We start from the raw sequence: 16761 nt of genomic DNA, 5'->3' as shown, positions 1-16761 counted from the left end.
TCTCATGATGACTTTGCGTCAGATCCGTCACTTCATCGCCGTGGCCGAGACAGGCTCGATCTCTGCCGCTGCGCAAACGGCGTTCATTTCCCAATCGACCCTGACCCTGGCGATCCAGCAACTGGAAGAGGAAATCGGCGTCAGCCTGTTCAGCCGACACGCCAAGGGCATGACGCTGACGCATCAGGGTCATCAATTCCTACGCCAGGCGCACCTGATTCTGGCGACGGTGGATAACGCCAAACGCAGCCTGCAACAGAGCACCGATCAGGTTGCCGGGCAGTTGATAATCGGTGTGACCAGCCTTGTCGCTGGTTATTACCTCGCGGATTTGGTCACCCGGTTTCAGCGTGCTTATCCAAATGTCGAGATACGGGTGATGGAGGACGAACGCCCCTACATCGAGCACTTGCTGGTCAGCGGCGAAATCGACGTCGGCGTGTTGATCCTCTCCAACCTCGAAGATCGCCACGCCTTGCAGACTGAGGTTCTGACTCATTCGCCGCACCGTTTATGGCTTCCGGCCCAGCATCCGCTTCTGGAACACGACAGTATCAATCTCGCCGATGTTGCTCGCGAACCGTTGATTCAACTCAACGTCGACGAGATGGATCGCAACGCCCAACGCCTATGGCGCGGCGCCGGACTGCAACCGAAGATCACCCTGAGAACCGCTTCAACCGAAGCGGTGCGGAGCCTTGTTGCGGCCGGTTTGGGTGTATCGATCCAGCCGGACATGACCTACCGCCCATGGTCACTGGAAGGCGACATCATCGAAGCGCGGCCAATTGCCGACCTCAACCAGACCCTTGATGTCGGCCTGGCCTGGCGTCGCGGCGCCGCACGACCTGCTCTCGTCGACCCCTTCCTCACCGTGGCCCGCGAACAACCCCACGGCGGACGCAAGCCATCTATTTAATCGAATGCCACCTTCAGTATTTAGAATTTGTCGCCCCCGGAGCCGCGCACTAGTCTTGCTGCATCTATAAGACGGTCGGCTCCCGGTGACACAGGGAGCAACAATGGCCATACAAGAAAAGAGAGCTCGCAAAATGGCTGGCGCGCAGACCCCAATGTGTACCGCGTTGTTGATCGACGGTGAGCTGGTCGCCGGTGAAGGCTTTGTCGAGCCGATCCTCAACCCGGCCACCGGTGAAATCCTCACGCACATCGCCGAAGCCAGCACCGAACAGGTCGAAGCCGCCATCCTCGCGGCTCACCGTGCGTTCGCCGAATGGTCGCGGACCACGCCGCAGCAACGCTCCAATCTGCTGCTGGACATCGCCAACGCCGTCGAAAAACACGCCGATCACCTCGCCCGCCTTGAATCGTTGAACTGCGGCAAGCCGTTGCATCTGGCTCGTCAGGACGATTTGACTGCGACCGTCGACGTGTTCCGTTTTTTCGCCGGAGCCGTGCGCTGCCAGACCGGCCAGCTCAGCGGTGAATACCTGCCGGGTTACACCAGCATGGTGCGCCGCGATCCGATTGGCGTCGTCGCCTCGATTGCGCCGTGGAACTACCCGATCATGATGGCCGCGTGGAAAATCGCCCCGGCCCTCGCCGCTGGCAACACGCTGGTGTTCAAGCCATCCGAACACACGCCGCTGTCGATCCTTGCACTGGCCCCTGCGCTCGCCGAAATCCTGCCGCGCGGGGTGATCAACATCATCTGCGGCGGTGGCGAAGGCGTCGGCAGCCATTTGGTCAGTCACCCGAAAATCCGCATGGTCTCGCTGACCGGCGATATCGTCACCGGGCAGAAAATCCTTCAGGCCGCGGCGAAAACCCTCAAACGCACACACCTTGAACTCGGCGGCAAGGCGCCGGTAATCGTCTGCAACGACGCGGACATTCAAGCCGTCGTCGAAGGCGTGCGCACTTACGGTTACTACAACGCCGGGCAGGATTGCACCGCTGCTTGCCGGATCTACGCCCAGGCCGGCATCCACGACAAACTGGTCGCCGAACTCGGTGCCGCCGTCAGCAGCCTGCGCTTCGCAGGCAAACGCGATGCCGACAACGAAATAGGCCCGCTGATCAGCACGCGTCAGCGTGACCGCGTGGCCAGTTTCGTTGAACGCGCCCTCGGTCAGCCGCACATCGAGCGGGTGACCGGCGCGGCGGTGCATTCCGGTGCCGGTTTCTACTATCAACCAACGCTGCTGGCCGGTTGCAAGCAGAGCGACGAAATCGTCCAGCGCGAAGTGTTCGGCCCGGTGGTGACCGTGACCCGTTTCGACGAACTCGCCCAAGCCGTCGACTGGGCCAACGACTCCGAATACGGCCTCGCCTCGTCGGTGTGGACACAGAATCTGGACAAGGCGATGCAGGTCGCCGCGCGTCTGCAGTACGGCTGCACCTGGATCAACAGCCATTTCATGCTGGTCAGCGAAATGCCCCACGGCGGGCTGAAACGTTCAGGTTATGGCAAAGACTTGTCCAGCGACTCGCTTCAGGACTACAGCGTGGTGCGGCACATCATGGCCCGCCACGGCCAGCATCTCTGACTACGCTAATAACAAGCCGCCAACGGCATGCTTCACCGCGTTCACAACTGCCCCGACCATAATTTAAAGAAGAGGGTTCAACCATGTTCGTGCACAAGACCGCACTGCTCAGTGCAATCACCACGGCCCTGCTGGCCAGCGCCAGCCTGCAAGCGGCAGAACCGCTGAAGGCTGTCGGCGCTGGTGAAGGTCAGTTGGATATCGTCGCCTGGCCGGGCTACATCGAACGTGGCGAGAGCGACAAGGCCTACGACTGGGTGACCGGTTTCGAGAAGGAAACCGGCTGCAAGGTCAACGTGAAAACCGCCGCGACCTCTGACGAAATGGTCAGCCTGATGGCCAAGGGCGGTTACGACCTGGTCACCGCGTCGGGCGATGCGTCGCTGCGGTTGATCGTCGGCAAGCGTGTGCAACCGATCAACACCGCGTTGATCCCGAACTGGAAAACCCTCGACCCACGCCTGAAAGATGCGCCGTGGTACGTGGTCAACAATCAGACTTACGGCACCCCGTACCAGTGGGGGCCGAACGTGCTGATGTACAACACCAACGTGTTCAAGACTGCGCCGACCAGCTGGAATGTGCTGTTCGACGCGCAGAACCTGCCGGACGGCAAAGCGAACAAGGGCCGTGTGCAGGCGTATGACGGACCGATCTACATTGCCGATGCGGCGCTGTACCTGAAATCGGCCAAGCCTGAATTGGGCATCAGCGACCCGTATCAACTGACCGAGGCGCAGTACAAGGCTGTGCTGGATCTGTTACGCGCGCAGCAGCCGCTGATCCACCGCTACTGGCACGACACCACAGTGCAGATGAGCGACTTCAAAAACGAAGGCGTGGTCGCCTCCAGCGCCTGGCCATATCAGGTCAACGGCCTGATCAACGAGAAGCAGCCAATCGCTTCGACCATCCCGAAAGAAGGCGCCACCGGTTGGGCCGACACCACCATGTTGCACTCCGAGGCCAAGCATCCGAACTGCGCCTACAAGTGGATGGACTGGTCGCTGCAACCGAAAGTCCAGGGTGATGTGGCGGCGTGGTTTGGCTCGTTACCGGCCGTGCCGGCGGCGTGCAAGGAGAGCGAATTGCTTGGCGCCGAGGGTTGCAAGACCAACGGTTTCGACCAGTTCGACAAGATCGCCTTCTGGAAAACCCCGCAGGCCGAGGGCGGCAAGTTTGTGCCGTACAGCCGCTGGACACAGGACTACATCGCGATCATGGGCGGTCGCTAAGCTCGAGAACAGCTCGGTCAAGCTCCCTTCCCCCCCGCCCCCCGGGGGGATAGGGCGCTAAAAAGCAGATCGCATTCACCGTTAGATATTTCAGCTTTTTCAGAAGTCCAGGCAGGGCCGCTGCGACGGCTTTCGCCTTTTTGGAGCACCGCACCATGACGCTTGCAGTCCAGTTCACCAATGTTTCTCGGCAGTTCGGCGAAGTTAAGGCCGTTGACCGGGTTTCCATCGATATCCAGGACGGCGAGTTCTTTTCCATGCTCGGCCCTTCCGGCTCCGGCAAAACCACCTGCTTGCGCTTGATCGCCGGGTTCGAACAACCGAGCGCCGGTTCGATTCGCATTCACGGCGTCGAAGCGGCGGGTTTGCCGCCTTATCAACGTGACGTAAACACTGTGTTTCAGGATTACGCGCTGTTCCCGCACATGAACGTGCTCGACAACGTCGCCTACGGTTTGAAGGTCAAAGGTGTCGGCAAAACCGAGCGCCACAAACGCGCTGAAGAAGCCTTGGACATGGTCGCGCTCGGCGGCTACGGCGCACGCAAACCGGTGCAGTTGTCCGGTGGTCAGCGCCAGCGCGTGGCCCTCGCCCGCGCCTTGGTCAATCGTCCGCGAGTGCTGCTACTCGATGAGCCGCTCGGCGCGCTGGATTTGAAACTGCGCGAGCAAATGCAAAGCGAACTGAAGAAGCTGCAACGCCAGCTCGGCATCACTTTCATCTTCGTCACCCACGATCAGACCGAAGCGCTGTCGATGTCCGATCGCGTCGCCGTATTCAACAAGGGTCGCATCGAACAGGTCGACACGCCGCGCAATCTGTACATGAAACCGACCACCACTTTCGTCGCCGAATTCGTCGGCACGTCGAACGTGATTCGGGGTGAACTGGCGCGGCAGATCAGCGGCCATCCGCAGCCGTTTTCGATTCGTCCGGAACATGTGCGTTTCACCGAAGGCCCCTTGGCCAGCCATGAAATCGAAGTCAGCGGTTTGCTCCACGACATCCAGTATCAGGGCAGCGCCACGCGCTATGAATTGACCCTGGAAAACGGCCAGACCCTGAGCATCAGCCACGCCAACAACCAGTGGATCGACAGCAGCGCACAGCATCAGACCGGTCAACGCCTTAGCGCACGCTGGGCGCGGGGAGCGATGATCCCGCTGCACGATACCGTGACGAGCGGGGTGTGAAATGAGCACGCTCGCGATGACTCAATCGCCGCCATTGCGCAGGTTTTCCAACCTGCTCTACCGCAAGCCGAACCTGTATTTGTCGATGCTGCTGGTGCCGCCGCTGCTGTGGTTCGGCGCGATCTATCTCGGCTCGTTGCTGGTGCTGTTGTGGCAGGGTTTCTACACCTTCGACGACTTCACCATGGCGGTCACTCCTGACCTGACGCTGGCGAACTTTGCCGCGCTGTTCCAGCCGTCGAACTTCGACATCATCCTGCGCACGCTGAGCATGGCCATCGTCGTGTCGATTGCCAGCGCCATCCTGGCATTCCCGATTGCCTACTACATGGCGCGCTACACCACCGGCAAGACCAAGGCGTTTTTCTACATCGCGGTGATGATGCCGATGTGGGCCAGTTACATCGTCAAGGCTTACGCGTGGACGTTGTTGCTGGCCAAGGGTGGCGTGGCGCAGTGGTTCGTTCAGCACCTGGGGCTGGAACCGGTTTTGCAATTCATCCTCGGGATTCCTGGCGTGGGCGGCAGCACCTTGTCGACCTCGCATCTGGGGCGGTTCATGGTGTTCGTCTACATCTGGTTGCCGTTCATGATCCTGCCGATTCAGGCTTCGCTGGAGCGCCTGCCGCCGTCGTTATTGCAGGCTTCGGCCGACCTTGGCGCCAAGCCGCGCCAGACCTTCATGCAGGTGATTCTGCCGCTGTCGATTCCGGGGATTGCCGCCGGATCGATCTTCACGTTTTCCCTGACCTTGGGCGACTTCATCGTGCCGCAACTGGTGGGCCCGCCGGGCTACTTCGTCGGCAGCATGGTGTATGCGCAGCAAGGTGCGATTGGCAACATGCCCATGGCCGCCGCGTTTACGTTGGTGCCGATTGTGTTGATTGCCATCTACCTGTCCATCGTTAAACGACTGGGGGCCTTCGATGCACTCTGAGCGCGCTTCACTGGGTCTGCGCATCGCAGCCTGGGGCGGGTTGGTGTTTCTGCACTTCCCGATCCTGATCATCTTCCTTTACGCCTTCAACACCGAAGAGGCCGCGTTCAGCTTTCCGCCTAAGGGCTTCACGCTGCACTGGTTCAGCGTGGCGTTTTCGCGAACGGACGTTCTGGAATCGATCAAGTTATCGCTGCAAATCGCAGCCATCGCCACCTTGATCGCGATGGTCCTCGGCACGCTCGCCTCGGCGGCTTTGTACCGCCGCGATTTCTTCGGCAAACAGGGCATTTCGTTGATGCTGATCCTGCCGATCGCGCTGCCCGGGATCATCACCGGGATCGCGCTGCTGGCGACCTTCAAGACGCTGGGGATCGAACCGGGAATGTTCACCATCATCGTCGGCCACGCGACCTTCTGTGTGGTGATCGTTTACAACAACGTCATCGCCCGCCTGCGCCGCACTTCGCACAGTTTGATCGAGGCTTCGATGGATCTGGGCGCCGATGGTTGGCAGACGTTTCGCTACATCATCCTGCCAAACCTCAGCTCGGCGTTGCTGGCCGGCGGCATGTTGGCGTTTGCGCTGTCGTTCGACGAAATCATCGTCACCACGTTTACCGCCGGTCATGAACGCACGTTGCCGTTGTGGCTGCTCAACCAGCTCAGCCGCCCACGGGATGTGCCGGTGACCAACGTCGTCGCCATGCTGGTGATGATGGTGACCATGCTGCCGATCCTGGGCGCGTACTACCTGACGCGGGGTGGTGAGAGCGTGGCGGGGAGTGGCGGCAAATGAATCCCTGACAGACACCACCGTCCCCTGTGGGAGCGAGCCTGCTCGCAAAGAGGCCGTCGCATCCAGCATTGATGTCGACTGATACACCGCTTTCGCGAGCAGGCTCGCTCCCACAGTTTCAATCCGGTTTCGGCAGAAAAATAATAGATTCGAAGAGGACAACAGACATGCAAACCAAACTCTTGATCAACGGCCAATTGGTCAACGGCGAAGGCCCCGCCCAACCGGTGCTCAACCCCGCGCTCGGCGAAGTGCTGGTGGAAATCAACGAAGCCAGCGAAGCCCAGGTCGATGCCGCCGTGCGTGCCGCCGACAATGCCTTCGCCGAGTGGTCGCAAACCGCACCGAAAGACCGTTCGCTGCTGCTGCTCAAACTCGCCGACGCCATCGAAGCCCACGGCGAAGAACTGGCCAGACTCGAGTCCGACAATTGCGGTAAACCCTACAGCGCCGCGCTCAACGACGAGATCCCGGCAATTGCCGACGTGTTCCGTTTCTTCGCCGGCGCCAGCCGTTGCATGAGCGGTTCGGCCGGCGGCGAATACCTGCCCGGCCACACCTCGATGATTCGCCGCGACCCGGTCGGGGTGATCGCCTCCATCGCGCCGTGGAACTACCCGCTGATGATGGTCGCCTGGAAAATCGCCCCCGCCCTCGCAGCCGGTAATACCGTGGTGCTCAAGCCGTCGGAACAAACCCCGCTGACCGCGTTGCGTCTGGCCGAACTGGCGTCGGAAATCTTCCCGGCGGGCGTACTCAATCTGGTGTTTGGCCGTGGTCCTACGGTCGGCAGTTCGTTGGTCACACATCCAAAAGTGCGCATGGTCTCGCTGACCGGGTCCATCGCGACCGGTTCGAACATCATTTCCAGCACCGCCGACAGCGTCAAACGCATGCACATGGAACTGGGCGGCAAGGCGCCGGTGATCATCTTCGACGATGCTGATATCGATGCGGCGGTTGAAGGCATTCGCACCTTTGGTTTTTACAACGCCGGGCAGGACTGCACCGCCGCGTGCCGGATCTACGCCCAGCAAGGCATTTACGACAAATTCGTCGAGAAGCTCGGCGCGGCAGTCAGCAGCATCAAGTACGGCTTGCAGGATGATCCTTCTACCGAACTGGGGCCGCTGATTACTGCACAGCATCGTGATCGTGTCGCATCGTTCGTCGAACGTGCCGTTGCCCAACCGCACATTCGCTTGATCACGGGCGGCAAGGCTGTGGACGGAAATGGTTTCTTCTTTGAACCGACGGTGTTGGCTGACGCGCAACAGGACGACGAGATTGTCCGCCGCGAAGTGTTCGGGCCGGTGGTGTCGGTGACCAAATTCACCGATGAAGCGCAGGCGCTGGAATGGGCCAACGATTCGGACTACGGCTTGGCGTCCTCCGTTTGGACAGCTGATGTAGGACGCGCCCATCGGATGTCGGCACGGTTGCAGTACGGCTGCACCTGGGTGAATACGCACTTCATGCTGGTCAGCGAAATGCCCCATGGCGGTCAGAAACTGTCCGGTTACGGCAAGGACATGTCCATGTATGGGCTGGAGGACTACACCACCGTTCGGCATGTGATGTTCAAGCACTAAGCCTTTAAAAGCTTCGCGAGCACCGCGGTTTTAGGACGGAACCGGCACTGCGCACCACCAGGATCCCAAAACAATAACTACCGAACCGGGCGGCGCTCCCAAAGCCCCGCCACGGCCTCGGCCATCCGAAATCTGCCGATTTCACGGAGCAAACACACATGAGTGCATCACCCGACCTCTCAGTTGCCGTCGCCGACAGCGATGCCGAACAACTGCGCAAACTCGGCTACACCTCCAACTTCAATCGCAGCATGAGCCTGTGGGAAAACTTCGCGCTGGGCTTCACCTATCTGTCACCGGTCGTAGGGGTTTATACCCTGTTCGGCCTATGCCTCGCCGCTGGTGGCCCGCCGATGTTCTGGGCCTATTTGCTGGTTGGTTGCGGCCAGTTGCTGGTGTGCCTGATCTTCGGCGAAGTGGTTTCGCAGTTCCCGATTTCTGGCGGCGTTTACCCATGGGCGCGCCGACTGGTCGGCAAGAAATGGGCGTGGATGGTCGGCTGGATCTACTCCATCGCACTGTGCGTCACCATTGCTGCCGTTGCAGTCGGTGCTGGCCCGTACCTGGCAGCCATGCTGGGATTTGAGCCGAGCAACAACACCAACATCGTCATCGCCCTGGTGCTGACGTTGTTCGCCACGCTGGTCAACCTCAGCGGCACCAAAGTGCTGGCACGCATCGCCATGTTCGGCTTCCTCTGCGAACTGGTCGGCGCGGTGATCGTCGGTGTTTATCTGCTGGTCTTCGAGCGTCACCAGCCGCTCAGCGTGCTGTTCAACACCTTCGACATCAGCATCGATGGCTCGTACCTGCCGGCGTTCCTCACTGCCTCGCTGGCGGGGATGTTCCTCTACTACGGCTTCGAGGCCTGCGGCGATGTTGCCGAAGAAACCCCTAACCCGAGCGCAAAAATCCCGGTGGCCATGCGCATGACCATCTACATCGGTGGCATCGCAGCGATGTTTGCCTGTCTGGCGCTGATCCTCGCCGTACCGGACATGCAAGCGGTGATCAACGGCACCGACAAAGACCCGGTCACCACCATCCTCAACAACGCGTTCGGCCCGGTCGGCTCGAAAGTAGTGATGGGCGTAGTGATGATTTCCTTCATCTCGTGCGTCATCAGCCTACAGGCTGCAGCGAGTCGTCTGCTGTACTCCTACGCCCGCGATGAAATGGTCATCGGCAGCCGACTGCTGAAAAAGATCTCTCCTACGACCCAGGTGCCGGTCGCTGCGCTGTTCGTGTCCGGCGTCCTGCCGGCCCTGATCATCGCCCTCGGTTTCTTCCTGCAAGACGCCGTGGCGACCATCGTCAGTTTCGCGGCAATCGGCATCTACCTCGCGTTCCAGATGATCGTGCTGGCCGCGCTGTACGCGCGTAGCAGAGGCTGGAAACCCAGCGGCAAATTCACCCTCGGCGCGTGGGGCTGGCCGGTGAACATCGGCGCGCTGGTGTATGGCGTTGGCGCGATCATCAACATGGCCTGGCCACGTACGCCGGATGCGGCGTGGTACGTGAACTATGCGATGGTGCTGAGCACCGCGATCGTGATTGGGTTGGGCTTGTTGTACATGTGGATTGGCAAGCCGTATGACCATGGTAAGGCGCCGGCTGGGGATGCCTGGAAGGTGAGTCGCTAAGAGTTTTTGACCTCGGCATCGACTAGGTGCCGGGGTTCAGGAAAGCCGAGAAAAATCATCAAAAAGAAAGCTCTGCCTGATCGTGCTTCAACGAGGAAATACGGTCGAACAACTTTATTTTTTCGTTGGCTTTTTGCTTGGCGTGGTCGGACATGAAAGTAATCAACTCTTCGAGCTGATTGACGTCTGCGACCACTTTGAATTCCTTTTCCTTGTTGACGAAAACAAGCGACTTCTTCTTTCTCGACAACAATTCAATGACGTTGCTGAGCGTGCCGGTGCTCTTTGCATCCCAGATGCATCAAGCCGTAGTCAGCCGCTTCGGCCATGACTACGTCTTTCTCAGTGAAGAAGGCTCTCGATCCTTTGGAATGTTGGGAGTCGACTGTTCTGGCGGGCCACTGCCCAAGGTTATTCCGCATCGTTGAACCGCTGCAGAACACCGTGGTTCTGGATCGTTCGAGGCTCAACAGGTACTCCTGAATGGAGGTATCGGCGCCCCCTGCATCACCCACCACCACTTCAAAATCCGACGCAACGATATTATTGATGCGCTCTTTAACCTTCGGATCAAGGTTCTTGATGTTGATAGAGCCGGCAATAAATTCAGTTGTCATTGAGTTCACTTCCAACAAAAAACCTGTGGCGAGGGGAGCTCGCTCCCTCGCCACAGGTTTACTGCGCAAGTTGATTGATCTGCGTGCTGTAAAAGCCAAATGGCTTTCACAGAGTCAGAACCGCGAAACACTCCTCATCGCGTCCACCAGATAGCGCATCGCTATCCGGTCGCTCTCCGAAAGCTCTCGATAACGTTCCACCAGTTTCAGCTCGTCGGAGCTGAGCCGGCGTCTTCTGCGGCCGCTGCCCAGGCAGGGAAAGATGCCTAACATGTCGGTGATGCCTTGTATTTTTTCCATGGACGATGTCCTTCTCTAATACGTCAAAGAACTGCTAAACCACCACATCGCCCTGCCCCTTTCAGCAGCGTCGAGTGCCCCACCGGTCTGAACGTTCGCGACCGGTCATGCCCATAGAATAGAAATTAATTCGGCGCTGGAAAGGGTTATTTAGAGTAATTAGTCGAGAAAAGCAGATATGTCGTATAAATCAGAAAGCGCTGTCGGAAAAAATACAGACATGTCTTGTTTCATTGCCAGCCGACGTCTTGTAATCAATCATTTCTGCTCGACAATCGAACGGTTTAAGCTATCTGGCATCTGTTTATAGTCCGTTGCGTTTGGTCGAAGGCTTGCCCGAACCGTTTTTTATGATCCAGCACGTGCCAGGAAAGGCGCGGGATTGCACACGACAGGTTGTATTTATGCACCGCAGGAATTTGCTCAAAGCGTCCATGGCCATTGCGGCTTATACCGGTCTTTCGGCCACCGGCCTGCTGGCCAGTCGTGCCTGGGCTGCCAATGGTGGCGCCGCCGATGGCGAGGCGCAGTCCTTCGATTTCGAAGCGCTGAAGCGTCAGGCCAAGCAACTCGCTGGCAACGCCTATCAGAACACCAAACAGGTGCTGCCGCCGACCCTGGCGACCATGACCCCGCAAAACTTCAACGCGATCCGCTACGACGGCGAGCATTCGTTGTGGAAGGAGAACAAGGGTCAACTGGACGTGCAGTTCTTCCACGTCGGCATGGGTTTCCGCCAGCCGGTGCGCATGTACAGCGTCGATGCCAAGACCCGCACCGCCCGCGAGGTGCATTTCCGTCCGGCGCTGTTCAACTATGAAAACACTTCGGTCGACACCCAGCAGCTCAAGGGCGACCTGGGTTTTGCCGGTTTCAAGTTGTTCAAGGCTCCGGAACTTGATCGGCATGACGTGCTGTCGTTTCTCGGCGCCAGCTATTTCCGTGCAGTCGATGCCACTGGCCAATATGGCCTTTCGGCGCGCGGGCTGGCGATCGACACTTACGCGAAGAAACGCGAAGAATTCCCTGACTTCACCAAGTTCTGGTTCGAAACGCCGGACAAAAACGCCACGCGTTTTGTGGTGTATGCCCTGCTCGATTCACCGAGTGCCACCGGCGCTTACCGTTTCGATATCGATTGCCAGGCCGAGCGCGTGGTGATGGAAGTCGACGCACACATCAATGCGCGTACTGCCATCGAACAGTTGGGCATCTCGCCGATGACCAGTATGTTCAGTTGCGGCACCCACGAGCGCCGTATGTGCGACACCATTCACCCGCAAATCCACGATTCGGACCGCCTGGCGATGTGGCGTGGCAACGGCGAGTGGATCTGCCGCCCGCTGAACAACCCGGCAACCCTGCAATTCAACGCGTTTGCCGACACCGATCCGAAGGGCTTCGGCCTGGTGCAGACCGACCATGAGTTCGCCAATTATCAGGACACCGTCGACTGGTACAGCAAGCGCCCGAGCCTGTGGGTAGAACCTACAACCGCGTGGGGCGAAGGCTCTATCGATCTGCTGGAAATTCCTACAACCGGCGAGACCCTCGATAACATCGTGGCGTTCTGGACACCGAAAAAACCGGTGGCTGCCGGGGATTCGCTGAATTACGGCTACAAGCTGTACTGGAGCGCCCTGCCGCCAGTGAGCACGCCGTTGGCGCGAGTGCACGCCACGCGCTCCGGTATGGGCGGTTTCGTCGAAGGCTGGGCACCCGGCGAGCATTATCCGCCAGTCTGGGCGCGTCGTTTCGCCGTGGACTTCAACGGAGGCGGTCTCGATCGCCTGCCGCCAGGCACCGGGATCGAGCCAGTAGTCACCTGCTCGAACGGCAAAGTGCAGGACTTCAGCGTGCTGGTGCTGGATGACATCAAGGGCTATCGGATCCTGTTCGATTGGTATCCAACCAATGACAGCGTCGAGCCGGTTGAGCTGCGGTTATTCATCCGTACCAATGACCGCACGTTGAGTGAGACCTGGTTGTACCAGTACTTCCCGCCGGCGCCGGACAAGCGCAAATACCCTTGATGATTTGAGGCGCCTGCACGGGCCTCATCGCTGGCAAGCCAGCTCCCACAGTGTTTGGTGTTGATCACAATTTTTGTGTACGACGCCAAACCTGTGGGAGCTGGCTTGCCAGCGATGACGGCAGTATTTCAACAAAAGATCATCAGACAAAACAAAGCCCCGGCCATCACTGACCGGGGCTTTTTGCCTAACCGCTACCAACTCAATCGCGCAGATCAGACTCATGAATCGGCTGATCACGATGAGTCGCGCGCTGATATTGCGCCGGCCATACGGCTTTGCGCCCACCCAGGTCATCATCGGCGTGCAGCGGCCAGTATGGATCACGCAGCAGCTCGCGGGCGAGGAAGATGATGTCAGCCTGACAGGTGCGCAAAATGTGCTCGGCCTGGGCGGGCTCGGTAATCATTCCCACAGTGCCGGTGGCGATGCCTGACTCCTTGCGCACGCGCTCGGCGAAGCGGGTTTGATAGCCCGGCCCAACGGGAATCTCAGCGTTGGCTGCGGTGCCGCCCGACGAAACGTCGATCAAGTCCACTCCGAGGGTGTGCAGGCGACGGGCCAGCTCCACGGTTTCGTCAGGGTTCCAGCCGTCCTCGACCCAGTCGGTAGCCGACACGCGGACAAACACCGGCAACTCTTCCGGCCAGACAGCGCGAACGGCTTCGGTGACCTGCAGCACCAGGCGAATGCGGTTTTCGAATGAGCCGCCGTACTGATCCCGCCGTTGATTACTCAGCGGCGACAGAAACTGATGCAGCAGGTAACCGTGTGCCGCATGCACTTCGACCACACTGAAGCCTGCCGTCAGCGCGCGCTTGGCGGCATCCACAAAGGCTTGAATGACGTCAGCGATCTGCGCTTCATCGAGCTGTTTCGGTTGAGTGTGTTGCGGGTCGAAGGCAATCGGTGAAGGGCCGACCGGCGTCCAGCCGCCATCATCGGGTTTTACGCTGCCATGTTTGCCAATCCACGGGCGGTGTGTGCTGGCCTTGCGCCCGGCGTGAGCCAGTTGAATGCCAGCGACCGCGCCCTGAGCGGTAATAAATCGGGTGATGCGTTGCAGCGGTTCGATCTGGTCGTCGTTCCACAGGCCAAGGTCTTCGGCGGTGATTCGCCCGTCGGCCGTGACCGCCGTGGCTTCGGTGAATACCAGCCCGGCGCCGCCCACCGCGCGGCTGCCGAGGTGCACCAGATGCCAGTCGTTGGCCAGGCCGTCGACGCTGGAATACTGGCACATGGGCGATACGGCGATGCGGTTGGGCAGGGTCAGTTGGCGAAGGTTAAAAGGTTCAAGCAGCAGACTCATGGGGCACCTCTCAAATCAGTGGGCAGGCTCCAGGGTTCTGTTTGAAAAGTCGACGAGTGACAGGAAAAGGTGCAGCACCCGCCCCCGCGGGCAAAAAATTCGACAAGACGTCACAAGGCCAATCAAGCAGTGCTTAGAGCCTAGTCGACAACCGGGGATGAGGGAGGGTTCAGAGTGATTCTGTGTTTGACAGACCGCTTTCGCAAGCAAGCTCGCTCCCACAAGGGAATGCATTCCAGGTGTGGGAGCGGCCGTGCGGCTTGCTCGTGAATGGGGTTAACGCGGTTCGATGTGAGCAATCATCAGTTGCACGGTCTCGTTGCCGCGGAACTCGTTGACGTCGAGCTTGTAAGCCAGTTCGACCCATTGAATCGTCGGGTTGGGCCAGATATCACGATCGATACCGAACGCAATGCCGTCGAGTTTCACCGAGCCGCATTCGCTTTTCAGCACCACTTTCAGGTGACGCTCGCCGACCACGCGCTGCTCGACCAACTGGAACACACCGTGGAACAGCGGCTCAGGGAAGTGTTGCCCCCACGGCCCGGCATGACGCAGGGCGCGGGCCAGTTCGAGGTGGAATTCTTCAACGGCCAGCGTGCCATCGGACAGCAAGCGCCCGGTCAGGTCCTCTTCGCGAAGCTGCCTACGCACTTCGGCGTCGAATGCTTCGGCGAATAACGGAAAATTCTCTTGCGGCAAGGTCAGGCCAGCCGCCATCGCGTGGCCACCGTACTTGGCGATCAGGTTAGGGTGTTGCGCCGCGACGACGCTCAACGCATCGCGAATATGGAAACCCTGCACCGAACGCCCGGAGCCCTTGAGCAAACCGTCGCCAGCATCGGCAAAGGCAATGGTCGGACGGAAATAACGCTCTTTCATCCGCGAGGCCAGAATACCGATAACACCCTGGTGCCATTCAGGATCAAACAGGCACAGGCCAAACGGCATCGACTCGACGGGCAGATCCTTGAGCTGGGCCAGCGCCTCACGCTGCATGCCCTGCTCGATGGATTTGCGATCCTGATTCATGCCATCCAGTTGCGCGGCCATTTCCCGGGCGAGGTTGACGTCGGCGGTGAGCAGGCATTCGATGCCCAGGCTCATGTCATCCAGACGCCCGGCGGCGTTCAGCCGTGGGCCGACGATGAATCCCAGATCGGTTGAAGTGATGCGCGCCGCATCACGCTTGGCCACTTCGAGTATCGCTTTGATCCCCGGCCGCGCGCGCCCGGCACGAATCCGCTCCAACCCCTGGTGCACCAGAATCCGGTTGTTGGCGTCCAGCGGCACCACGTCAGCGACGCTGCCCAGCGCCACCAGATCGAGCAGTTCGCCGATGTTCGGTTGCGGCGCGTTCTCGTACCAGCCGAGGCTGCGCAGGCGCGCACGCAAGGCCATCAACACGTAGAAAATCACCCCGACCCCGGCCAGCGCCTTGCTTGGGAACTCGCAGCCCGGCTGGTTTGGATTGACCAGCGCATCGGCCATCGGCAGTTCATCGCCGGGCAAGTGGTGGTCGGTGATCAATACCTTCAGCCCGGCCTTCTTGGCGGCAGCCACACCTTCGACGCTGGAGATTCCGTTGTCGACAGTGATCAACAGTTGCGGCTCGCGGGTCAGTGCGACTTCGACGATTTCCGGGGTCAGGCCGTAGCCGTACTCAAAGCGGTTCGGCACCAGATAGTCGACATGCGCCGCGCCCAACAAGCGCAAGCCGAGCATGCCGACAGTGCTGGCCGTAGCGCCATCGGCATCGAAGTCACCGACGATGAGGATGCGCTGTCGTTGCTCCAGCGCCGTCACCAGCAGGTCTACCGCGGCCTCGATGCCCTTGAGTTTCTCAAACGGGATCAAGTGCTTGAGGCTCTTGTCCAGCTCCACCTCGGACCGCACGCCCCGCGCCGCGTACAAGCGGGTCAGCAGTGGCGGCAGATCACCTAGAAATGGCAGAGTGGCAGGCAGTTGGCGAGGTTCGATGCGCATGGGGTGACGGAGACTTCTCTTGAATACGTAGGATTAATCAGCGATGGCGCGAATCAGCCGCGCTCGCCTTGCAGCCATTGCAACTGGACTTCGTGTTGACCACGGTCGTCGGTGACGAAGATCGTCCCTTCGCTGATCATCACGTCCCACTTGATGACGCGGGGCATGTCCTTGGCCAGGGTTTCCAGGACTTCTTGCGGGACGGCGGCGATGTTGACGTTTTTCAGGTTCTTGATCGCCGGGATCACCTTGGTTTCCCACACGCGCAGGCTGCCATAGGCGAGCAGGCTGGTGCGTTCGGTACGACGCGAGCACCACGTCAGACGGTCGGAATCCGGCTGGCCGACTTCGATCCAGTGCAGGACACGGTCGTCCAGGCTTTTTTCCCACAGAGCAGGTTCATCCACATCTGACAGACCACGGCCAAACGACAACTGCTCGTTGTACCAGAGGGCGTAGGCCAGCAACCGTACGGTCATGCGCTCTTCGGTCTCCGAAGGGTGACGGGCGATGGTTTGCTTGACGCTCTCGTAGACACTGCGGTCGAGGTCGGTGAGGTTCAGTTCAAACTTGTAAGTGGTGGAAGGCTGGGCCATGAACGGGCTTC

The 16761-nt window shown here is 59.7% G+C and carries 15 protein-coding genes; 9 read left to right on the top strand and 6 right to left on the bottom strand.

Annotated elements, in window-relative coordinates:
* Nucleotides 1-4: 4 nt before the first annotated feature.
* The 8 genes from JJD74_RS25700 to JJD74_RS25665 all read left to right on the top strand — a co-directional run bounded on the left by JJD74_RS25700 (nucleotide 5) and on the right by JJD74_RS25665 (nucleotide 9909).
* Nucleotides 5-919 (top strand): LysR family transcriptional regulator, encoded by a 915-nt coding sequence (locus tag JJD74_RS25700; protein ID WP_047299877.1) that lies wholly within the window; start codon nucleotides 5-7, stop codon nucleotides 917-919.
* Between the two features lie 133 nt (nucleotides 920-1052).
* Nucleotides 1053-2510, top strand: coding sequence for a gamma-aminobutyraldehyde dehydrogenase (locus JJD74_RS25695; protein ID WP_042557849.1), 1458 nt, complete (start codon nucleotides 1053-1055; stop codon nucleotides 2508-2510).
* 83 nt (nucleotides 2511-2593) lie between these two features.
* Nucleotides 2594-3745 (top strand): putative ABC transporter substrate-binding protein YdcS, encoded by a 1152-nt coding sequence (gene ydcS, locus JJD74_RS25690; protein ID WP_200617106.1) that lies wholly within the window; start codon nucleotides 2594-2596, stop codon nucleotides 3743-3745.
* Nucleotides 3746-3900: 155 nt separating this feature from the next.
* Nucleotides 3901-4938 carry an ABC transporter ATP-binding protein gene (locus JJD74_RS25685; protein WP_200617105.1) on the top strand — a complete coding sequence of 346 codons (1038 nt, stop codon included), beginning with the start codon at nucleotides 3901-3903 and terminating at the stop codon, nucleotides 4936-4938.
* Nucleotide 4939: 1 nt separating this feature from the next.
* Nucleotides 4940-5875, top strand: coding sequence for an ABC transporter permease (locus JJD74_RS25680; protein WP_042557846.1), 936 nt, complete (start codon nucleotides 4940-4942; stop codon nucleotides 5873-5875).
* Nucleotides 5865-6674 carry an ABC transporter permease gene (locus tag JJD74_RS25675; protein WP_042557845.1) on the top strand — a complete coding sequence of 270 codons (810 nt, stop codon included), beginning with the start codon at nucleotides 5865-5867 and terminating at the stop codon, nucleotides 6672-6674. Before JJD74_RS25680 ends, JJD74_RS25675 begins: the two co-directional genes overlap by 11 nt.
* Before the next feature lie 167 nt (nucleotides 6675-6841).
* A complete protein-coding gene (locus tag JJD74_RS25670) occupies nucleotides 6842-8266 on the top strand; it encodes a gamma-aminobutyraldehyde dehydrogenase (protein ID WP_200617104.1) in 1425 nt (474 codons plus the stop codon).
* A 158-nt stretch (nucleotides 8267-8424) separates the two neighbouring features.
* The gene (locus JJD74_RS25665; RefSeq protein WP_200617103.1) at nucleotides 8425-9909 is read left to right on the top strand and encodes an APC family permease; all 1485 of its coding nucleotides are present in this window, start codon (nucleotides 8425-8427) and stop codon (nucleotides 9907-9909) included.
* A gap of 58 nt (nucleotides 9910-9967) precedes the next feature.
* Here JJD74_RS25665 and JJD74_RS30950 read toward each other — a convergent pair whose 3' ends face one another.
* From JJD74_RS30950 to JJD74_RS25655, 3 genes are all read right to left on the bottom strand, one after another.
* A complete protein-coding gene (locus JJD74_RS30950; protein ID WP_234451873.1) occupies nucleotides 9968-10105 on the bottom strand; it encodes a hypothetical protein in 138 nt (45 codons plus the stop codon).
* 58 nt (nucleotides 10106-10163) lie between these two features.
* The gene (locus tag JJD74_RS30945) at nucleotides 10164-10526 is read right to left on the bottom strand and encodes a hypothetical protein (RefSeq protein WP_234451872.1); all 363 of its coding nucleotides are present in this window, start codon (nucleotides 10524-10526) and stop codon (nucleotides 10164-10166) included.
* 114 nt (nucleotides 10527-10640) lie between these two features.
* Entirely contained in the window at nucleotides 10641-10826 is a 186-nt protein-coding gene (locus tag JJD74_RS25655) for a hypothetical protein (protein ID WP_042557842.1), read from the bottom strand.
* Nucleotides 10827-11230: 404 nt separating this feature from the next.
* Here JJD74_RS25655 and JJD74_RS25650 point away from each other — a divergent pair, with 404 nt between their 5' ends.
* Complete coding sequence (locus JJD74_RS25650) at nucleotides 11231-12859, top strand: glucan biosynthesis protein D (protein ID WP_042557841.1); 1629 nt, start codon at nucleotides 11231-11233, stop codon at nucleotides 12857-12859.
* A gap of 202 nt (nucleotides 12860-13061) precedes the next feature.
* Here JJD74_RS25650 and JJD74_RS25645 read toward each other — a convergent pair whose 3' ends face one another.
* From JJD74_RS25645 to JJD74_RS25635, 3 genes are all read right to left on the bottom strand, one after another.
* Nucleotides 13062-14168 carry an NADH:flavin oxidoreductase/NADH oxidase gene (locus JJD74_RS25645; protein WP_042557840.1) on the bottom strand — a complete coding sequence of 369 codons (1107 nt, stop codon included), beginning with the start codon at nucleotides 14166-14168 and terminating at the stop codon, nucleotides 13062-13064.
* Nucleotides 14169-14444: 276 nt separating this feature from the next.
* Complete coding sequence (gene recJ / locus JJD74_RS25640; RefSeq protein WP_042557839.1) at nucleotides 14445-16154, bottom strand: single-stranded-DNA-specific exonuclease RecJ; 1710 nt, start codon at nucleotides 16152-16154, stop codon at nucleotides 14445-14447.
* A gap of 53 nt (nucleotides 16155-16207) precedes the next feature.
* On the bottom strand, nucleotides 16208-16750 hold the full coding sequence (locus JJD74_RS25635) for a YaeQ family protein (RefSeq protein ID WP_042557838.1): 543 nt from the start codon (nucleotides 16748-16750) through the stop codon (nucleotides 16208-16210).
* Between the last annotated feature and the right edge of the window lie 11 nt (nucleotides 16751-16761).

Origin of the sequence: Pseudomonas sp. MF6776, assembly GCF_016613125.1 — a bacterium.
Classification (GTDB): domain Bacteria; phylum Pseudomonadota; class Gammaproteobacteria; order Pseudomonadales; family Pseudomonadaceae; genus Aquipseudomonas; species Aquipseudomonas iridis.
This window is presented reverse-complemented; position numbering and strand designations above follow the sequence as displayed.